The sequence below is a fragment of the Paraburkholderia phenazinium genome (genome assembly GCF_900100735.1).
Classification (GTDB): Bacteria; Pseudomonadota; Gammaproteobacteria; order Burkholderiales; family Burkholderiaceae; genus Paraburkholderia; species Paraburkholderia phenazinia.
Genome location: NZ_FNCJ01000004.1, coordinates 322,991 through 342,934, shown reverse-complemented (window position 1 = coordinate 342,934; position 19,944 = coordinate 322,991). Strand labels below are relative to the sequence as shown.

General features: G+C 60.7%; 19 protein-coding genes and 1 other RNA gene. 11 read left to right on the top strand and 9 right to left on the bottom strand.

From position 1 onward, the window contains the following. The first annotated feature begins 69 nt into the window (after positions 1 to 69). Positions 70 to 336 (top strand): hypothetical protein, encoded by a 267-nt coding sequence (locus BLQ92_RS11920; protein ID WP_090684860.1) that lies wholly within the window; start codon positions 70 to 72, stop codon positions 334 to 336. Between the two features lie 70 nt (positions 337 to 406). Here BLQ92_RS11920 and BLQ92_RS11915 read toward each other — a convergent pair whose 3' ends face one another. From BLQ92_RS11915 to ompA, 9 genes are all read right to left on the bottom strand, one after another. Further along, complete coding sequence (locus tag BLQ92_RS11915) at positions 407 to 1,189, bottom strand: substrate-binding domain-containing protein (protein WP_090684558.1); 783 nt, start codon at positions 1,187 to 1,189, stop codon at positions 407 to 409. Positions 1,190 to 1,387: 198 nt separating this feature from the next. Continuing rightward, positions 1,388 to 1,777, bottom strand: coding sequence for a DUF7079 family protein (locus tag BLQ92_RS41390; protein WP_090684557.1), 390 nt, complete (start codon positions 1,775 to 1,777; stop codon positions 1,388 to 1,390). Next, a complete protein-coding gene (locus BLQ92_RS11905) occupies positions 1,762 to 2,559 on the bottom strand; it encodes a hypothetical protein (RefSeq protein ID WP_143016562.1) in 798 nt (265 codons plus the stop codon). The genes BLQ92_RS41390 and BLQ92_RS11905 overlap by 16 nt, the downstream gene beginning before the upstream one ends. 3 nt (positions 2,560 to 2,562) lie before the next feature. After that, positions 2,563 to 3,132: a PAAR domain-containing protein gene (locus tag BLQ92_RS39945; protein ID WP_175772270.1), complete on the bottom strand. Its 570-nt coding sequence runs from the start codon at positions 3,130 to 3,132 to the stop codon at positions 2,563 to 2,565. Beyond that, positions 3,104 to 3,505 carry a PAAR domain-containing protein gene (locus BLQ92_RS39940; protein WP_175772271.1) on the bottom strand — a complete coding sequence of 134 codons (402 nt, stop codon included), beginning with the start codon at positions 3,503 to 3,505 and terminating at the stop codon, positions 3,104 to 3,106. Before BLQ92_RS39940 ends, BLQ92_RS39945 begins: the two co-directional genes overlap by 29 nt. A gap of 584 nt (positions 3,506 to 4,089) precedes the next feature. Further along, positions 4,090 to 4,459: a transfer-messenger RNA gene (gene ssrA / locus BLQ92_RS11890) on the bottom strand. A 62-nt stretch (positions 4,460 to 4,521) separates the two neighbouring features. Then, positions 4,522 to 5,235 carry an HAD-IA family hydrolase gene (locus BLQ92_RS11885; protein ID WP_090684552.1) on the bottom strand — a complete coding sequence of 238 codons (714 nt, stop codon included), beginning with the start codon at positions 5,233 to 5,235 and terminating at the stop codon, positions 4,522 to 4,524. A gap of 32 nt (positions 5,236 to 5,267) precedes the next feature. Next, positions 5,268 to 5,966, bottom strand: a complete 699-nt coding sequence (gene ubiG / locus BLQ92_RS11880; RefSeq protein WP_090684550.1) for a bifunctional 2-polyprenyl-6-hydroxyphenol methylase/3-demethylubiquinol 3-O-methyltransferase UbiG — start codon at positions 5,964 to 5,966, stop codon at positions 5,268 to 5,270. Positions 5,967 to 6,193: 227 nt separating this feature from the next. Next, entirely contained in the window at positions 6,194 to 6,841 is a 648-nt protein-coding gene (ompA, locus tag BLQ92_RS11875; protein ID WP_090684547.1) for an outer membrane protein OmpA, read from the bottom strand. Between the two features lie 493 nt (positions 6,842 to 7,334). Here ompA and gyrA point away from each other — a divergent pair, with 493 nt between their 5' ends. From gyrA to BLQ92_RS11830, 10 genes are all read left to right on the top strand, one after another. Then, complete coding sequence (gene gyrA, locus BLQ92_RS11870; RefSeq protein WP_090684545.1) at positions 7,335 to 9,971, top strand: DNA gyrase subunit A; 2,637 nt, start codon at positions 7,335 to 7,337, stop codon at positions 9,969 to 9,971. A gap of 118 nt (positions 9,972 to 10,089) precedes the next feature. Next, positions 10,090 to 10,698: a DUF2059 domain-containing protein gene (locus BLQ92_RS11865; protein WP_090684542.1), complete on the top strand. Its 609-nt coding sequence runs from the start codon at positions 10,090 to 10,092 to the stop codon at positions 10,696 to 10,698. A 222-nt stretch (positions 10,699 to 10,920) separates the two neighbouring features. Further along, positions 10,921 to 12,003, top strand: coding sequence for a 3-phosphoserine/phosphohydroxythreonine transaminase (serC, locus tag BLQ92_RS11860; protein WP_090684859.1), 1,083 nt, complete (start codon positions 10,921 to 10,923; stop codon positions 12,001 to 12,003). A 58-nt stretch (positions 12,004 to 12,061) separates the two neighbouring features. Further along, positions 12,062 to 13,144 (top strand): prephenate dehydratase, encoded by a 1,083-nt coding sequence (gene pheA, locus BLQ92_RS11855; protein ID WP_090684540.1) that lies wholly within the window; start codon positions 12,062 to 12,064, stop codon positions 13,142 to 13,144. 64 nt (positions 13,145 to 13,208) lie between these two features. Continuing rightward, entirely contained in the window at positions 13,209 to 14,321 is a 1,113-nt protein-coding gene (hisC, locus tag BLQ92_RS11850) for a histidinol-phosphate transaminase (RefSeq protein WP_090684538.1), read from the top strand. An 80-nt stretch (positions 14,322 to 14,401) separates the two neighbouring features. Then, positions 14,402 to 15,343: a prephenate dehydrogenase gene (locus BLQ92_RS40635; protein ID WP_175772272.1), complete on the top strand. Its 942-nt coding sequence runs from the start codon at positions 14,402 to 14,404 to the stop codon at positions 15,341 to 15,343. Positions 15,344 to 15,361: 18 nt separating this feature from the next. Continuing rightward, complete coding sequence (aroA, locus tag BLQ92_RS40630) at positions 15,362 to 16,666, top strand: 3-phosphoshikimate 1-carboxyvinyltransferase (protein ID WP_175772273.1); 1,305 nt, start codon at positions 15,362 to 15,364, stop codon at positions 16,664 to 16,666. Positions 16,667 to 16,700: 34 nt separating this feature from the next. Continuing rightward, positions 16,701 to 17,387, top strand: coding sequence for a (d)CMP kinase (gene cmk / locus BLQ92_RS11840; protein ID WP_090684536.1), 687 nt, complete (start codon positions 16,701 to 16,703; stop codon positions 17,385 to 17,387). 173 nt (positions 17,388 to 17,560) lie between these two features. After that, positions 17,561 to 19,294 (top strand): 30S ribosomal protein S1, encoded by a 1,734-nt coding sequence (gene rpsA / locus BLQ92_RS11835; RefSeq protein ID WP_042321879.1) that lies wholly within the window; start codon positions 17,561 to 17,563, stop codon positions 19,292 to 19,294. Between the two features lie 32 nt (positions 19,295 to 19,326). Continuing rightward, on the top strand, positions 19,327 to 19,653 hold the full coding sequence (locus BLQ92_RS11830; protein WP_074300394.1) for an integration host factor subunit beta: 327 nt from the start codon (positions 19,327 to 19,329) through the stop codon (positions 19,651 to 19,653). Positions 19,654 to 19,944: the final 291 nt, after the last annotated feature.

The window sequence follows — 19,944 nt, the reverse complement described above, 5'->3', positions numbered from 1 at the left end:
GGTGCGGTATGCGATACTCTTGATCCTTCTGCTTAGCCTCAACTGCGCGGCATGCCGCGCCGGATCGACATGAACGTTCTACTGAAAGCCTGTGCCGTGGCTGTCGCGGCCGGCACGCTGTGCGCCACGGTTTCCATCGCGTTTGCGCAAAACTCGCCGGGAGTGCCGGGCGGCATCCTGCCGGACGAATTCCATCTGCAGGAACACCCGCAATTGCCGTTTGCCGCTTCGGCGCCGTCGAACAAGTATCAGTCCGACAAGAAGTCGGCGATGCGCCGCAAGGGCGACCTCGGTGATCCGGACGGCTGCAATCTGCAGTGCCCGCAAGGCCAATAGTCAGACGCGGTGCCTCGTGCCGCTGATCCTGGCCGCGCGGGCGGGCAACGCCGCTGAGCGCGATAGGCCGCTATTTCCCGGCGAGCGGATCGAGACCGGTGCTGGCCACATCCGGCGCGGCCTCGGGGGACGCCAGGAAGTCGAGGAACCGCTTGGCCTCGCGCGGATGCGCTGCGCTGACTGGAATCCCCGCCGCGAAACGAGTCACCGATTGCAGCGACTCAGGAATCTTGCCGACGAACTCGACACCGGGCACCGGTAGCAGTTCGCTCACCTGCTGGAAACCCAGTTGATAATCGCCCTTGGCCACGACGGAGGCCACCGGAATCTTGGGGATCATCGTGGCTTTCGGCTTCATCTGAGCTTCGATACCCATTTTCTCGAAGAGCTCGTTCTGAATATAGACGCCGCTGGCGCTGTCCGAATAGGCCACTGATTTCGCTTCCAGCAAGGTCTTCCTGAACGCCTCGACGCTGCCGATGTCCGGCTTGGGTTCGCCCGCCCGGACCACCATGCCGATGCGCGAGTCGGCCAACTCGACTCTCGAGCCCGGGATTACCTTGCCCTCGGCGATCAGCTTGTCGAGCGCGTAACCCACCATGATCACCACGTCCGCAGGCTCGTTACGCGCGAGGCGGTTCGGAATCGCTTCGGGCGAATTGCCCATCGACGGGCCATAGGCGATGTTCAGCGTGTCTCCTGACTTTGCCTCGTACTTCGGCGCCAGTAACTTGTAGGCGGCAGTGAAACCGCCGGAATTCATCACGTGAAGGTCGACCGCGTGGGCGCTTGGAGCGAATAACGAGACGCACAGCAAGGCGGCGCTCAGCAGTTTCGGGAAGGCTGATTTCATAAGCGATCTTGAGTGGAAGGGGGGAGCGGCCATATTCGACGATGCGCCGTGGCCGCGCAACCTTTGCGCGCAGGACATGGAAGTATGGGCAAAGCACGTCGGCAACGAGTGAAACATGCCCGAGAAACAGTAGGCGGCACCACAATTCGTTCAACGTGCCGCCTACGCCCTACATTGACAAGACTAGCGCGAAGATCATCAGCTACTCCCAGCTTGCCCCGCATGCTCTCGCTTTGTGGCATCTTCGACCTCACCCCATACATCGGCAAGTCGGAGTCGATAGTACAGGACGCTCGCCTCGTAGCTAACCCTGGAAATGAGCGATGCCTCTTTGGTTGACAGCAAAGAGTTTATTTGGCTGATAACCCAATCCGAATCGAAGCCCGCCCAGACGGGGGGGGCAGGCGTCAACATGTTGGGACCACAAACCGGGGCAACCTCTCGGAAAAATATTTCCTTTAGGAAATTTATCGGAAAGCGACTGATTTGCGCGGCTTCGCGCTCGTAGTCTATTTCGTTGTCTACGAAAAACTCCGACATGACAGCCCATATGAATTCTCGCTCAGCTTTTCCTACCGGATTCTCCATGCCTGAAATTCCCTTACCTCATCCATGTAGACGTCGTAAGCAGCGCCAGTAATCGTTGCTCCTGCCGCTGACCCGATGAGGAGCACGGCGATAGCACAGAGCGGCGCTCCAGGGCCACAAACAGAGGACACAGCCAGGCCAGCCAAAGCCCCTCCTATCATGCCACCTCCAATGACTGTTCCTTGCCTTGCTGCTTCACTGACCTTATCGTCTGCCTTCACAATTTCGTATCCTGCAAGCGCCGCCGTCACCAATATGCCGACTTTGCCTGCAACCCTCAGCCTCGCGGTTTTCGCAGTTACTTTTACGTTGTTTCGCCCGGCAGCCTCGATGACTGCATAGTGCGCTCGGTCCTTTTCAGCATCGGTCAGGTTGCGAAAGGGCTTAGAAAAGAGCCTTTCCGAGTATCTGTCTAGAAGTGTATCTAGATGAAGTCCCTCAGCCTTCTTCGCCTGTGCAAATGGCAACCCTTGAGGCGGCGTTACCTTTCGCGTCTCCACCATGATTTGATTTCGCATGGTTTGACAAAACGCGGCGCCATCTGCGGCGGACATCCTGCCTGAATCAACTTCTTCTTGGACCAATTTGCTCACCCGACGAATGCCGTCCGCATAACGGGCGCGAACATTCGCGTCGCTGATTGCGTTGCTAGAAAAATATAGTCCTGCGGATTCGAACGAATCTCTGGCAGATTGGAGAATGTTACTGTTTAGGGAGTGCTCTTGCTTTGTCTGATACGGCCCGCTGTACACCGTGTTTGAATTCGTTTGATTGTCCGGCATCGTTCACCCTTTGATTGCTGACAGAAGAGCATCGGTTACAGCGTCATCGCTCTCGGATTCGCCCCCAAGCAGCACTTCAACTCTGCTGCATGCGCTGGCGCTTATCCGATCAAAACGGACGGTGTTGTTGTAATCGAAGACTCCGTATTCAATAGAACCGTCGGCAAAGTGCGCGGCGCAACGCAAACCCTCGAAACGGGCAGGGTCACGCAATACAAACTTGATCCAGTGTCTGGAATCGCTTGCAACTGTAGAGTAACTGGCGCCAGCGCTGCTAGCACCTGCCCCCTCGTTTCTAGTGTTAAGAAAAATTCCCGGATTGCTGCCAACGATCACCCGGTTTTTCTTGCACGGGCACAGCACCTGGTCACCGTCAACAACTACAACGCGCCCCTTTTCTGACATGCCCTGACCCGTGCCGAATATCTTGAATACGCCCTTGCAGTTGCCGCAGGTTGCTTCGTCGCCACTCAGTGCAACCTTTTTTCCATCGTCGTGAATCGCGGACGAATAAGCCATGAAAAAACCGCGCGTCGTCGTCGGGTCACCGTGCCGCACCGCCGCCTTGCGCATGGGCGTTTCCTCCGTCCGTGATGGAACTCGACGGCAACATATAGACCGGATCAAACAGACCGGGGACCTCTTCGCCGTCGCGAATCGTGATTCCCCATCCTTCCTGTAACGTTTCCGTGATCGTGTCTCCGTTGCTGAGGTGGGAGCCGACGAGCGCTAGCAGCTTGTCACCCCAGACGGCGGCAAAGCCCGCGCCGTCAATGATGATGGCTACGCTACCGTCGTCGTATGTGACGATGTCGCCGACTCGGGCCAGCGCCATTCCTTGATATTCAGCGCTGGTCGATACTCGGGTGACTAGCCCGCCGCGCTCAGTGCGCGAGCCGACGGTGACAAAAAGGTACGTGGTTTCGTTGTTCTTTTGTTCCAACATGTATTGAGAAGCGTCAATCGGTCGTGCGGACGGTCCGGCTGTGCTCCAAACAAAAAGCCGACCCTTGCGAGGTCGGTTTTCATATCAGTCTGTCCTGTCCTGTCTGTCAATTTGTCGGGCGTTGCGCCGTGATACGTCTTCGCGTCGGTTCTATTTCGAATGAATTTCGGGCTCCCCTTCGTGCGTGGCTTATTTTCGTCTGTGCGAGTCGTGCTTTACGTGGCTCTTCGATGAGCGATACATGCGCATACTTCCTTTGCACGCCACGCGGAGATTCCTGCGTACAGGAAGACGACGAGCGGAGGCATCCTGGAAGCGGCAGGGAACAGCTGCACGCAATGAATTCTGTTTGACGTTGAACAACGAGGGCGGCGCGCTGGCCGTTGTCGGAGGAAACGGGGGCGCTTAGTCCGATAAGAGGAATAGCGAAAGGGGGTAACTCACCGAGTGTGCACACGACGCTCAGGCTCGAGGCTTCCCTGTCGATGGGCACAGACTATTCCGCGACGTTAGCAATAAAAAACCCCGAAAGCCTTACGCTGTCGGGGTTTCTTGTCAAACTTTACTGCCACTTGCAGGGTGTTTGGTGGAGGCGGCGGGAATCGAACCCGCGTCCAGAAGCACTCTACGACCAGTTCTACATACTTAGTTCTGTCATTTGATTTAACCGCCAGGACGCGGACGAACACGCTGCATGACGGCGATTCACTAGATTTTCGACCCGGACGTCGTGACACCGCCAAGGCTTAACTGACGTATATGACCTCTGTCGGTATTGCTACCGGTCTTGCGACACTAGCCCGTCAGTGAACTAGGCAGAGGACGGCGGCCCTTAGGCTGCCAGTGCGAACGTATCGTCGTTTGCAGTTACGTTTTTCCCATTGATTAACGAGGTGACGGGTCCTCGGTATGCCCTAGCCGCTTTGCAACCCCTGTCGAAACCAGGTCGCCCCCGCGGTTCGTTGCCCCAAAATTCTGGGCCAAGGTAGATTTTACAATAGATTGACAGCGCGCGCCTAGCTGATGTCGCGCAGCAGCTTCTGCAACTCGGCCGGCGACTGCACCACATGTTGCGCGTGCCAGTGGGTTGGCGGAATGTCGTTGCCGCAGTAGCCGTAGGCGGCGGCCACCGTCACCATGCCGGCGGCGAAACCCGCCTGAATGTCGCGCAAGTCGTCACCTACATAGACGAGCCGCTCCGGCGCCAGATCCAGTTCACGCGCCGCATGCAACAACGGCGCCGGGTGCGGCTTCGAGTGCGGCGTGGTATCGCCGCTCACCACACAGCCTGCCCGCAGATCGAGACCGAGCAGCGCAACCAGCGGATCGGTCAGGCGCGCAGCCTTATTCGTGACGATGCCCCAGCGTACACCGCGCGCATCGAGATCATCGAGCAACGCGTCGATGCCGGGAAACAGCGTCGTTTCGATGCACAGGTCCGCTTCGTAATTGGCCAGAAACTCCGCGCGCATCGCAGAGAATTCATGATGCTCGGGCCCGATGCCGAAGGCGCCGCCGATCAGTCCGCGCGCGCCGGCCGATGCCAGCGGCCGCAGGTCGTCAAGCGGCACCATCTCGAGCCCGCGCTCGTGACGCATCTTGTTGACAGCAGCGGCGAGATCAGGGGCGGTGTCGGCGAGGGTGCCGTCGAGGTCGAACAGGACCGCCTGGCACAGGCCGATCGCGGCGTCTTCGTCTTCGCGCTGAGGCAGGGGAGTAGGGTCGCTCATGTATACAGATGTTCAGTAGGAGCCGGCGCGCGTCAGGCGTCGCGGCGGCAGGCGAGCATGTAGTTGATGCTCGTGTCGTCCGACAGCGCGAAGTGCTTGCTGAGCGGGTGATAGACGATGCCCTTGATGTCGGCGGTGCGCAGCTCGGCCGCGCGAACGAAGGCGGCCAGTTCCGAGGGGCGGATAAAGCGCGCGTAGTCGTGGGTGCCCTTGGGCAGCATCCGTGCAATATATTCGGCGCCGATCACCGCGAACAGATACGACTTCACATTCCGGTTGAGCGTGGAGAAGAACACCCAGCCGCCCGGCTTGACCAGGGTCTTGCAGGCCGCGACGATGGCGGCCGGTTCGGGCACGTGTTCGAGCATTTCCATGCAGGTCACGACGTCGTAGGTGCCCGGTTCGCGGGCCGCGAGAGCCTCCGCGGCGATTTCTTCGTAACTTACGGTTACACCACTTTCAAGGCTGTGAAGATCTGCGACCCCCAAAGCCTGGTGCGAGAGGTCGATTCCCTTCACATCGGCCCCTAATCCGGCCATCGACTCAGTCAAAATGCCGCCGCCGCAGCCGATATCGAGCACCCGCTTGCCGGCAAGATGCGCGTGAGCGTCGATCCAGCTCAGCCGGACCGGATTCAGTTCGTGCAGCGGTTTGAATTCGGCGTTCGGGTCCCACCAGCGATGGGCGAGATCGCTGAATTTCTGCAGTTCGTGGGGATCGGCATTAGTCATGGCGGATGCGGCCTTGAGGAGAGCGGGTGAGCGGGTGTCGAGGATAAACCCTGAGTATATAGGCCGGTGGACAGGGCGGCAAAATGCCACGGTCTGCGCGGCCTGCCTGCAGCGTGTCTGCGGGCACGCCGCTACAGTGTGCCTGCCGGTCGGGTGTGGGGAAACCCATCCAGGACATAAAAAAAGCCCCGCCGAAGCGGGGCTTTGATACTGCGGTAATTTCGAGCTTACTGCTTCGAAGTACCCACAACTTCGACTTCCACGCGACGATCCGGTGCGAGGCAGGCGATAAGTTGCTTGCGGTTCTTCTGGTTGCAACCGGTCGTGACCGGGTTGCGCTTGCCCTTGCCTTCCGTGTAGATACGGTTGGCTTCGATGCCCTTGCTGACCAGGTATGCCTTGACAGCTTGTGCACGACGCAGCGACAGACGGTCGTTGTACTTGTCCGAACCGATGCGGTCCGTGTAACCCGTAGCAACCACGACTTCCAGGTTCAGCGCGCCGATCTTCGATGCCAGATCGTCCAGCTTTTCCTTGCCGCCCGGCTTCAGGATAGCCTTGTCGAAGTCGAACAGAGCGTCAGCTTGATACGTAATCTTCTGGCTCGAGATAACCGGAGCCGGTGCCGGCGGTGCCGGCGGAGTCGGTGCCTGAGCAACCAGTGCACCATCGCACTTTGCGTTAGCGGTTGCCGGCGTCCAGAACGCATCGCGCCAGCAGAGTTCGTTCGTGCCGTTCATCCACACGTATTCGCCCGTACCGTTCACCCAGTTGTCGTTCGTAGCTTGTCGCGACGCCGGCACCGATTGTGCCGAAGCGGATGCAGCCATAACTGCGGTAGCTGCAATGAACGCGAGCTTTGAAAGTTTATTCATATTTCTCCTCTCGAAATTGAGATTACCGCAGGTTTACTGCGAGCTTGTTGACGATGACAAGTCATACATTGCTCGAAGTATAACATTGGTGCGGAACAAAAAACGCGCTGTGTAGACTTCGAGCAGTGTCTAACTCTTTGTGCGTTGGCATTTTGCCATATCGTTCCCTTCCCACGATAAAAAAGTTCCCGCCCTTTTCATACCCCTGTCCGATTGTGGTGCGTCCGCAACAGAAGCCTCGAGGGAGCGGTTCGCACCGCCAGTCATGGCTGAGAAGCGATTGAGGGACAGCACAAATCGGGCCTGCTCCCACTTGTTCCCGCTTATGCCAAACGGGCTCCCTGGAGCCGTTCGCCGGCTTCCCACTAATAGGTATACGTACCCCAGCCGGGGATGGATGCCTCGCGTGTTAGAATCGCGTGATGCGTTGCGCCTGCAGCGCTTACGCGAAGGCGCTGTCCGCCAACGTCTTCGCACGTAAAAGATACGGATAATGGATCAATTCGCCAAAGAGACTCTGCCAATCTCCCTAGAGGAGGAAATGCGCCGTTCGTATCTCGATTACGCGATGAGCGTGATCGTGGGGCGTGCGCTTCCCGATGTCCGCGATGGCCTGAAGCCGGTGCACCGGCGCGTGCTGTACGCGATGCACGAGCTGAACAACGACTGGAACCGAGCTTACAAGAAGTCGGCGCGTATTGTCGGCGACGTGATCGGTAAATATCACCCGCACGGCGACACGGCTGTCTACGACACGATTGTCCGGATGGCGCAAGACTTCTCCTTGCGCTATATGCTGGTGGACGGTCAGGGCAACTTCGGTTCGGTCGACGGCGACAACGCCGCGGCGATGCGGTACACCGAAATCCGCATGTCCAAGATCGGCCATGAGCTGCTCGCCGACATCGACAAGGAAACGGTCGATTTCACGCCGAACTACGACGGCAGCGAAAACGAGCCGGCTATCCTTCCGGCGCGCATTCCCAATCTGCTGATCAATGGCTCGTCCGGGATCGCGGTAGGGATGGCAACGAACATCCCGCCGCACAACCTGAACGAAATCGTCGACGCCTGTCAGCATCTTCTGAAGAATCCGGAAGCGACAGTCGATGAGCTGATCGAGATCGTCCCGGCGCCGGACTTCCCGACGGCCGGCATCATCTACGGCGTGGCCGGCGTGCGCGACGGCTATCACACCGGCCGCGGCCGCGTGGTGATGCGCGCGCTCACGCACTTCGAGGAAATCGACCGCGGCCAGCGCATGTCGATCATCGTCGACGAGCTGCCGTATCAGGTGAACAAGCGTTCGCTGCTCGAGCGCATCGCCGAACTCGTCAACGAGAAGAAGCTGGAAGGCATTTCCGATATCCGCGACGAGTCCGACAAGAGCGGCATGCGCGTGGTGATCGAGTTGAAGCGTGGCGAAGTGCCCGAGGTCATCCTCAACAATCTGTATAAGGCGACCCAGCTTCAGGATACGTTCGGCATGAACATGGTCGCGCTGGTCGACGGCCAGCCGAAGCTGCTGAACCTGAAGGAGATGTTGAGCTGCTTCCTGTCGCACCGGCGGGAAGTGCTGACGCGGCGCACTGTATACGAACTGCGCAAGGCGCGCGAACGCGGTCACGTGCTGGAAGGCCTGGCCGTTGCGCTGGCGAACATCGACGAATTCATCGCCATCATCAAGGCAGCGCCGACTCCGCCGATTGCGAAGCAGGACTTGATGTCGCGCCCGTGGGATTCGTCGCTGGTGCGCGAAATGTTGTCGCGCGCCGAGACGGAAAATTCCGCGGCTGGTGGTCGCGAGGCGTATCGCCCGGAAGGCCTGAACCCCGCGTTCGGCATGCAGTCCGACGGCCTCTACCGTCTGTCCGACACGCAGGCTCAGGAAATCTTGCAGATGCGTCTGCAACGCCTGACTGGTCTGGAGCAGGACAAGATCATCGGCGAGTACCGCGAAGTGATGGCGCAAATTGCCGACCTGCTGGACATCCTGGCTCGCCCGGAGCGTATTACGGCGATCATCGTCGACGAACTCACCTCGATCAAGGCCGAATTCGGCGACGCACGCCGCTCGAAGATCGAGCTGAACGCGACCGAGCTGAACACCGAAGACCTGATCACGCCGCAGGATATGGTCGTCACCATGTCGCATGCCGGTTATGTGAAATCGCAGCCGTTGTCCGAATATCGCGCCCAGAAGCGCGGAGGTCGCGGCAAACAGGCGACTTCCATGAAGGAAGACGACTGGATCGACACGCTCTTTATCGCCAACACGCACGACCACATCCTGTGCTTCTCGAACCGCGGCCGCGTCTACTGGGTCAAGGTCTATGAAGTGCCGCAGGGCTCGCGCAATTCGCGCGGCCGCCCGATTGTGAACATGTTCCCGCTGCTCGACGGCGAGAAGATCACGGTGGTGCTGCCGGTCAAGGAATTCTCGGCCGACAAGTTCGTGTTCATGGCCACCGCGTTAGGAACGGTAAAAAAGACGCCGCTAGAAGCCTTTAGCCGGCCGCTGCGCAAGGGTATTATTGCGGTCGGTCTGGATGATGGTGATTACCTGATTGGCGCGGCGATCACCGACGGTCAGCACGACGTCATGCTGTTCTCGGATTCGGGCAAGGCAGTTCGCTTCGACGAGAACGACGTGCGTCCGATGGGCCGGGAAGCGCGCGGTGTTCGTGGCATGCAGCTGGATGACGGGCAGCAGGTGATTGCGCTGCTGGTCGCGGGCGACGAGCAGCAGTCAGTGCTCACTGCCACGGAAAACGGCTTCGGCAAGCGCACCCCGATCACCGAGTACACCCGCCACGGACGTGGTACGAAGGGGATGATCGCGATCCAGACGTCGGAGCGCAACGGCCGTGTGGTTGCTGCAACATTGGTGGATCAAGAAGCGCAGATCATGCTGATTACCAATACGGGCGTGCTGATCCGCACGCGCGTGTCGGAAATTCGTGAAATGGGCCGCGCAACCCAAGGTGTTACACTCATCAGTCTTGATGAAGGGACGAAGCTGTCGGGTCTGCAGCAGGTTGCCGAGGCCGAAGCCGATGTAGATGTGGATGGCGACGCCGAGGGTCCCGCTGAAGGTGACGAAAGCGGTGAAGAGGGCGGAGCTGCCTGATTCGCGTCGGCAAGTCTCATATATTGGGTGAACGCTGCGTGGACGCAGACAAGCGTATCGGGCCGATACGCAGTCCGCGCGGCAAGCAGTTAGACTAAATTTCTCTTAGGGAGTAATGATGCAAAAACGATTCAAACAGTTGATGTTGCTGGCTGCTTTCGTGCCGACTTTCGCGATGGCGCAAGCACTTCAGAATCAGACGGCAGCTCCTGCTGACAGCACCGCTGCTGCAGCGCCGGTTGATCCGGCCAAGCAAGCCGCCATCAAGGATCTGCTGGACGCGATCGACGCGCAAAAGCTCGTCGGCGCAATCGGTAACAGCGCGCAAATGCAAGCCAAGCAACTGGTCCCGGCTATCCTGTCGGACGCTCTGAGCGAAAACAAGACGATGACGGACAAGCAAAAGCAAGCTTCCGTCCCGACGCTGCAGAAGAACGCTGTGCCGAAGCTGGTTGACTCGGCAGGCCAGGTCTTCGCAACGGATTCGTTCCGTCAAGACGCGATGCAAGCTCAGTACGACGCTTACGCGAAGTACTACTCGACGTCGGAAATCAAGGATCTGACGGCGTTCTACAAGAGCCCGACGGGCCGCAAGTTCATCCAGGTTCAAGACCAGGTTGGCCGCGACGTCGTGAACGGTCTGATGCAGAAGTACATGCCGCAATCGATCAAGGCTACGCGCGCTCAGGCTGACCAGGAAGTCGCTTCGGTCAAGCCGGCTAAGTAAGCAGGTCGCGGCTGCCGCCGCCGGTGCCCGCAGCACCGGTATCCAGTTAGTATCCGGCCGGTCTTGGGCGCCTCACGGCGCCGGGGTTTCGCGGCCGGGTTTGGCGGGGTAGCGGCGTCAATGCGATAATGGCCGTTTGCGCACACGCGCAGACGGCCATTTTCTTTTCAGGCGCGAATTCGCATGGCTTATTGGCCACGCGCCTGCTTCAGGGACTTCACGATGCGCGTCTTTAATTTCTCGGCCGGACCTGCGGCCATGCCCGAAGAAGTGCTGCGCCTCGCAGCCGACGAGATGCTCAACTGGCACGGCAGTGGCATGAGCGTGATGGAAATGAGCCATCGCGGTAAAGAATTCATGTCGATCCACGAGGAAGCGCTGACCGATCTGCGCGACCTGCTCGAGGTGCCTGCCAGCCACCGCATCCTGTTCCTGCAAGGCGGCGGTCTGGGCGAAAACGCCATCGTGCCGATGAACCTGTTCGGTTCGAAGCCGCGCGCCGACTTCGTGGTGACGGGCTCCTGGTCACAGAAGTCGTTCAAGGAAGCGCAGAAGTACGGTACGGTCCATCTCGCCGCTACCGGCGAGACCGCAGACGGTTTTACCCGTGCCCCGGCGCGCGCCGAGTGGCAATTGTCTGACGATCCGGCGTACGTGCATCTGTGCACGAACGAGACGATTCACGGCGTCGAAACCTTCGAAATTCCCGATCTTGGCGACATCCCGCTAGTCGCGGATGCGTCCTCGCATATCCTCTCGCGTCCCATGGACATCGCCAAATATGGCGTACTGTACGGTGGAGCGCAGAAGAATATCGGCATGGCGGGCGTTACCGTGGTGATCGTGCGCGAAGACATGCTGGACCGCGCGATGACCGTTTGTCCGTCGGCTTTCGAATGGAAAACGGTCGCCGCCAACAATTCCATGTACAACACGCCGCCCACGTATGCGATCTATATCGCCGGGCTGGTGTTCAAGTGGCTGAAAAAGCAGGGCGGCCTCGTCGCCATGGAAGCGCGCAACATCGAGAAGTCGAAGCTCCTCTACGACACCATCGATGCAAGCAGCTTCTATCTGAACAAGATTGAACGCGCTTCGCGCTCGCGGATGAACGTACCGTTCTTTCTCGCGGACGAAACGCGCAACGAAGATTTCCTGGCCGGCGCGAAAGCGCGCGGACTGGTGCAGCTGAAGGGCCACAAGTCCGTCGGCGGCATGCGGGCGTCGATTTACAACGCGGTGCCGCTCGAAGGCGTTAAAGCGCTAGTCGAGTACATGAAGGAATTCGAACAGCGCAGCGCTTAAGCGTGGCTTCAGGCGCGCGCATCCCTTCACGCAGTTTCCCGGCAGAGCCGTTTTACGCATGGACGACGAACTTAATACCCGACTCAAACCGCTGCGCGAACGCATTGATGTGATCGACGCGCAACTGATCGCCCTGCTCAACCAGCGGGCCGCGATCGCGCTCGAAGTCGGCGAGGTCAAGAAGCATTTCAACGCGCCGGTGTTCCGGCCGGAGCGCGAACAGCAGGTGATCGCGCGTCTGCAGGACATGAGCGACGGGCCGCTTGCCAGCGACCACATCAGCGCGATCTGGCGCGAAATCATGGCGGCGAGCCGTGCGCTCGAAAAGACCATCAAGGCCGCCTATCTCGGCCCGGTGGGCACCTATAGCGAACAGGCGATGCACGAGTACTTCGGGCAGTCGATCGAAGGCTTGCCGTGCCCGTCGATCGACGAAGTGTTCCGTTCGGTCGAAGCCGGCGCCGCCGAATTTGGCGTCGTGCCGGTGGAGAATTCGACCGAAGGCGCCGTGTCGCGCACGCTCGATCTGCTGTTGCAAACGCAACTGCTGATCGGCGGCGAACTCGCTTTGCCGATCCATCACAATCTTCTGACCCTGAACGGCGACCTGGCCGGCGTGACGCGCGTGTGCGCGCATCCGCAGGCGCTTGCGCAATGCCAGGGCTGGCTCGCGTCGAACGCGCCGCATCTGGAGCGTCAGGCGGTGTCGAGCAACGCCGAGGGCGCGCGGCTTGCCGCCAGCGATCCAACCGTGGCGGCGATTGCCGGCGATCGCGCCGCAGCCCATTACGGTCTGCAGGTCGCGCATGCACTGATCCAGGACGATCCGCACAACCGCACGCGCTTCGTGATGATCGGCAAGGAGCCGGCCGGCGTGAGCGGTAACGACCAGACCTCGTTGATCGTGTCGGTCGCCAACCAGCCGGGCGCAGTGTTCAAGCTGCTCGAACCGCTGGCGCGCCACAGTGTGTCGATGACGCGCTTCGAGTCGCGGCCGGCACGGGTCGGCACGTGGGAGTACTACTTCTATATTGATGTCGAAGGCCATCGGGACGATGCCCCGGTCGCGGCGGCGCTGGCCGAGCTCGCCGAAAAGGCGGAGTTTATGAAGATTCTCGGCTCTTACCCGCGGGCGCGCTGACACCCAGGCCCTGTCCTTTGCCGAACCTCATCCATTACTTCAATTAGTCGATCCGGAGATATTCATGACAACGCCTTTCGGTCCTTCCTATGTGCGCGCGATCGCGCCTTATATCGCTGGCAAGCCGATTTCAGAAGTGGCCCGCGAATTTGGCCTCGATGAGGCGAACATCGTGAAGCTCGCGTCGAACGAGAATCCGCTGGGTATGCCGGAGTCGGCGCAGCGCGCCATGGCAAAGGCCGCCAGCGAACTGGGCCGCTATCCGGACGCGAACGCGTTTGAACTGAAGGCAGCGTTGAGCAGCCGCTACGATGTCCCGGCTGACTGGATCACGCTCGGCAACGGCAGCAACGACATCCTCGAAATCGCCGCGCACGCGCTGGTGGAGAAGGGCCAGTCGATCGTCTATGCGCAGTACTCGTTCGCGGTGTACGCGCTCGCCACCCAGGGTCTGGGCGCGCGCGCCATCGTGGTGCCGGCGGTCAAGCACGGCCACGACCTCGACGCGATGCTGGCCGCGATCACCGACGACACCCGCCTGATCTTCGTCGCCAATCCGAACAACCCGACCGGCACGTTCATCGAAGGCCCGGCGCTCGAAGCGTTCCTCGCCAAGGTGCCGAGCAACGTCGTCGTGGTGCTCGACGAGGCCTACACGGAATATCTGGCGCCGGAAAAGCGCTACGACTCGATCGCCTGGGTGCGCCGTTTTCCGAACCTGCTGGTCTCGCGCACATTCTCGAAGGCATACGGCCTGGCGGGCCTGCGCGTCGGCTTCGCGATTGCGCAGCCGGCCCTGACCGATCTGCTGAACCGTCTGCGCCAGCCGTTCAACGTCAACACGCTGGCTCAGGCTGCGGCAATCGCGGCCTTGAACGACGCGGCGTTCCTCGAAAAGAGCGCGGCGCTGAATGCGCAAGGCTATCACCGTCTGACTGAAGCGTTCGACAAGCTCGGTCTCGAGTATGTGCCGTCGTCCGGTAACTTCGTTCTGGTGCGCGTCGGCAATGACGATGACGCCGGCAACCGCGTCAACCTTGCGTTGCTCAAGCAGGGCGTGATCGTGCGTCCGGTCGGCAATTACGGCTTGCCGCAGTGGCTGCGTGTCACGATCGGCCTGCCGGAAGAAAACGAAGCGTTCCTCGTTGCGCTCGAAAAGACGCTCGCACCGGCCTGATTGGCCGAGCCGGGCGTTCGAACCGAGCGCCAGATTTTGACCCGCGCGCCAGCGTTTCTTGCGATGGCGCGCTTTTCTCTGTGACCGACGTGGCCGGGTTTTCTTTTAACAAGTTGGTGATTTTCGGTGTCGGCCTGATCGGCGGCTCGCTCGCACGCGCGCTGCGCGAGCGCGGCGCCACCTCCGGGGCACGCACGGTGATCGGGGTGGGCCGCTCGCCGGCTTCGACGGCGCGCGCGCTCGAACTGGGCGTGATCGACGCCAGCGCCGCGCTCACGGACGACGAAGCGCTGCGCGCTGCGCTGTCCGGCGCGGATTTCGTGCTGCTGGCAGCTCCTGTGGCGCAGACCCAGCCGCTGCTCGAGCGGATCGCACCGTTTCTCGACCCGGACACCATCGTCACCGACGCGGGCAGCACCAAGTCCGACGTCGTCGCAGCAGCGCGGGCCGCGCTGGGCGAACGGGTTGGCCAATTCGTACCGGGCCATCCAATTGCCGGGCGGGAATCGAGCGGGGTGGATGCCGCGTTGCCGGACCTGTACGTCGGCCGCAACGTTGTGCTGTGTGCCTTGCCCGAGAATCCGCCGGCAGCCGTTGAGCGCGTCGCCGCGCTGTGGCGTGCCACCGGCGCAGCGGTGCATGAGATGAGCCCCGAACAGCACGATCGCGTGTTTGCGTCGGTGAGCCATTTGCCGCATCTGCTGTCGTTTGCGCTGGTCGAACAGATTCTCAATTCGCCCGACGCAGCACTGAAATTTTCCTTCGCCGCAGGTGGCTTCCGCGATTTCACGCGGATCGCCGCATCGAGCCCCGAAATGTGGCGCGATGTCTGCGTGGCGAACCGCGCGGCGCTGCTCGACGAACTGGATGCCTATACGGCGGTGCTGACGCGCTTGCGCGCCGCCATCGAGGCAGCGGACGGCGCCGCGCTCGAAACCGTCTTCGCCCGCTCGCGCGTGGCGCGTACCGAATGGCAGGAACAGCGCGCGGCGCTTGCCGCCGCGGCTGACCCCGCGAAATAACCGGAACTGGAACCAATCATGGAATACCTCGATCTCGGACCGTTTGCCCGTGCCTCAGGCACGATTCGCTTGCCAGGCTCGAAGAGCATTTCGAACCGCGTGCTGCTGCTCGCAGCGCTGGCCGAGGGCGAAACCACGATTACCAATCTGCTCGATTCCGACGACACGCGCGTGATGCTCGACGCGCTCGAAAAGCTCGGCGTGAAACTCAAGCGCGAAGGCGACGAGTGCGTCGTGACCGGCACACGTGGCGCGTTCACCGCCAAGACCGCCGACCTCTTCCTTGGCAATGCCGGCACGGCGGTGCGCCCGCTGACGGCGGCGCTGGCGGTCAACGGCGGCGACTATCGCGTGTATGGCGTGCCGCGTATGCACGAGCGGCCGATCGGCGACCTCGTCGACGGGCTGCGGCAGATCGGCGCGCGCATCGACTACGAGGAGAACGAAGGCTATCCGCCGCTGCGCATTCGCGCGGGCCAGATCGCCGTCGAGGCGCCGATCCGCGTGAAAGGCGACGTGTCGAGTCAGTTTCTCACCGCGTTGCTGATGACGCTGCCGCTGCTGCGCACCGAGAGCGGTGCGACGGTGGTGCAGGTAGAAGGCGAGCTGATTTCCAAGCCCTATATCGAGATCACGATCAAATTGATGGCGCGCTTCGGCATCCAGGTCGAGCGCCATGGCTGGCACCAGTTCACCGTGCCGTCCGGCCAGCGCTATCAGTCGCCGGGCAAGATCATGGTGGAGGGCGATGCGTCGTCCGCCTCGTATTTTCTCGCGGCGGGCGCCCTTGGTGGCGGTCCGTTGCGCGTGGAAGGGGTGGGCCGAGCCAGCATCCAGGGCGACGTCGGCTTTGCCGATGCGCTGATCCGCATGGGCGCGAACGTATCGATGGGCGACGACTGGATCGAGGTGCGCGGCGTCGGCCACGATCACGGCAAGCTGGAACCGATCGACATGGATTGCAACCTGATTCCGGACGCGGCCATGACGATTGCAGTCGCCGCGCTGTTCGCGGACGGCACGACCACGCTGCGCAATATCGCGAGCTGGCGCGTCAAGGAAACCGACCGGCTGGCGGCGATGGCGACCGAACTGCGCAAGGTCGGCGCCAAGGTGGTGGAGGGCGAGGACTACATTGCCGTGACGCCGCCAGAGAGCCTGACGCCGAACGCCGCCATCGACACCTACGACGACCACCGCATGGCGATGTGTTTCTCGCTCGTGAGCCTCGGCGGGGTGCCGGTGCGGATCAACGACCCGAAGTGCGTCGCCAAGACCTTCCCTGACTATTTCGAGCGCTTCATCGCGCTGGCCCAACCTTGATTCGACCGAATCGACCTGACGTGCGACTTTTTCGATGAAACCGACCCGTCCCTTTCACCAGACGCCCGTCATTACGATCGACGGCCCGACCGCCTCCGGCAAAGGCACCGTGGCCGCGCTGGTTGCCGCCAATCTCGGCTTCCACCTGCTGGATAGCGGCGCCCTGTACCGGCTCGCTGCGCTGGCCAGCATCCGTTACAACATTGCGCCGGACGATGCCGACGCCCTTGCCAAACTGATCGACGATCTCCATATCACCTTCCGCGAGGGGCTCGCGCAGCTCGACGGCGTCGACGTGTCGAGCGAGATCCGCGCCGAGGAAATCGGCAAGCGGGCTTCGTCGATCGCCGTCCACGCACCTGTGCGAGCCGCGCTGGTGGCCCGTCAGCGGGCTTTTCGCAAGGAGCCGGGGCTGGTCGCGGACGGCCGCGACATGGGCACGGTGATCTTCCAGGACGCCGCGCTCAAGGTGTTTTTGACGGCCAGCGCCGAGGCGCGCGCCGCCCGGCGGCATAAGCAATTGATCCAAAAAGGTTTTTCTGCTAATATAGATGACTTGCTCCGGGATTTGCGTGAACGCGACGAGCGCGACAGTCAGCGCACAGCCGCGCCACTCAAGCCTGCAGCGGATGCAAAGTTGCTGGATACCTCCGCATTGTCGGTCGACCAGGCGGTCGATCAGGTCGTGCAGTGGTACCAGGCGCTTCTCCCCGCCGTGTGAAATGCAGTGATGCAGTGTAAATGCGGAAGGGAAATTAGCTTTAAAAGCAGTATGTTGTCGTGTAGGTGCTCCGCGTAGGTGCGTGGAGCGTGTTTTAACCCCTTAACCCCGCTTGGCATTCGCACTCCAGCCGTCATTGCTGGCCATCCGGTCAGCCGGGCACCGCGAAAACCATGCAAATTTTGATTTTTATGTCCGACCTGCAAACCTCTACCCCGAATACCGAATCTTTTGCGGCTCTGTTCGAAGAGTCGCTGACCAAGCAAGACATGCGCGCTGGCGAGGTTATCTCCGCCGAAGTCGTGCGTGTTGACCACAACTTCGTGGTTGTCAACGCTGGTCTCAAGTCCGAAGCCTACATCCCGCTCGAAGAGTTCCTGAACGACGCGGGCGAGGTAGAAGTGCAGGCGGGCGACTTCGTTTCCGTCGCGATCGACGCGCTGGAAAACGGCTATGGCGACACCATCCTGTCGCGCGACAAGGCGAAGCGCCTGGCTTCGTGGCTGTCGCTGGAAAAGGCTCTCGACAACAACGAACTCGTGACCGGCACGATCACGGGCAAGGTCAAGGGCGGCATGACCGTCATGGTCAACGGCATCCGCGCATTCCTGCCGGGTTCGCTGGTCGACACGCGTCCGGTCAAGGACACGACCCCGTACGAAGGCAAGACGCTGGAATTCCGCGTCATCAAGCTCGACCGCAAGCGTAACAACGTCGTGCTGTCGCGCCGTGCCGTGATCGAAGCAACCCAAGGCGAAGAGCGCGCAAAGCTGCTCGAAACGCTGAAGGAAGGCGCGATCGTGGAAGGCGTGGTGAAGAACATCACCGATTACGGCGCATTCGTGGACCTCGGCGGTATCGACGGCCTGCTGCACATCACCGACATCGCATGGCGTCGTGTGCGTCACCCGAGCGAAGTGCTGTCGGTTGGCCAGGAAGTCACTGCGAAGATCCTCAAGTTCGACCAAGAGAAGAACCGCGTTTCGCTCGGCATCAAGCAACTGGGCGACGATCCGTGGGAAGGCATTTCCCGCCGTTACCCGTCGGGCACGCGCCTGTTCGGTAAGGTCACCAACATCACCGACTACGGCGCATTCGTCGAAGTGGAATCGGGCATCGAAGGCCTCGTCCACGTGTCGGAAATGGACTGGACGAACAAGAACGTTGCACCGTCGAAGGTTGTGCAACTGGGCGACGAAGTCGAAGTCATGGTTCTGGAAATCGACGAAGACCGCCGCCGTATCAGCCTCGGCATGAAGCAATGCAAGCCGAACCCGTGGGATGACTTCAGCCGCAACTTCAAGAAGGGCGACAAGCTGCAAGGCGCAATCAAGTCGATTACCGATTTCGGCGTCTTCATCGGTCTGCCGGGCGGCATCGACGGTCTGGTTCACCTGTCGGACCTGTCGTGGAGCGAAACGGGCGAAGAAGCAGTTCGCAAGTACAAGAAGGGCGACGAGGTGGAAGCGATCGTTCTCGGCATCGACGTCGAGAAGGAACGCATTTCGCTGGGCATCAAGCAGCTCGAAGGCGACCCGTTCAGCAACTTCGTTGCAATGAACGACAAGGGTTCGATCGTCGACGGCGTGGTCAAGACGGTAGACGCGAAGGGTGCAGTGGTTCAGCTGTCGGCGGAAGTCGAAGGCTACCTGCGTGCTTCGGAAATCGCACAAGACCGCGTGGAAGATGCTCGCAACGTGCTGAAGGAAGGCGACAAGGTCAACGCGATGATCATCAACATCGATCGCAAGTCGCGTGGCATCAACCTGTCGATCAAGGCCAAGGACTCGGCTGAGCAACAGGAAGCGATCCGCGGCCTGGCTTCGTCGGATTCGAGCTCGGCTGCTACCGGCACGACGAACCTCGGCGCGCTGCTGAAGGCCAAGCTTGACGGCCAAAACCAGTAAGCCTTGAGTTTTCTTGAGAGGTCTGCTGCAGTATGACCAAATCGGAATTGGTCGCCCAGCTGGCTACGCGATTTCCGCAACTTGTTCTTAAAGATGCGGATTTCGCGGTGAAGACGATGCTTGATGCGATGTCGGAGGCTCTGGCCAACGGCCATCGCATCGAAATTCGCGGCTTCGGCAGCTTCGGCCTCAATCGTCGCCCCTCCCGCGTCGGGCGCAATCCGAAGTCGGGTGAAAAAGTACTGGTACCTGAGAAGTACGTACCGCACTTCAAGCCGGGCAAGGAGTTGCGTGAGCGGGTAGATCGACGTTCGGGCGAGCCACTGAAGGCTGAAGAGCCGGATGACGACGACCTGTAAATGCTCCGCTGTGCGGTTGGCAGCGTGGCATTGGTAGCGTCAGCGGCCAAAGCCAGACGGCAAAAGACCAGAAAAAGCGCCTTCGGGCGCTTTTTTTTCGCCTGTGGTTTCGAGCGCTGAACAGGCGCCACGCCGCTCATGCGCCAGATAAACCGCGCGTAAGCGCAGGCAAATGGCTTGTTGCTGCCCACTGGCGGGGCCATCCATTACAATACGGGTCACTTCGGCGCGGGCGACAGCGTGGCGCGACGCGCGTCATCAAGCCGGCGTCTTACCCGCAACTGCCGTCAA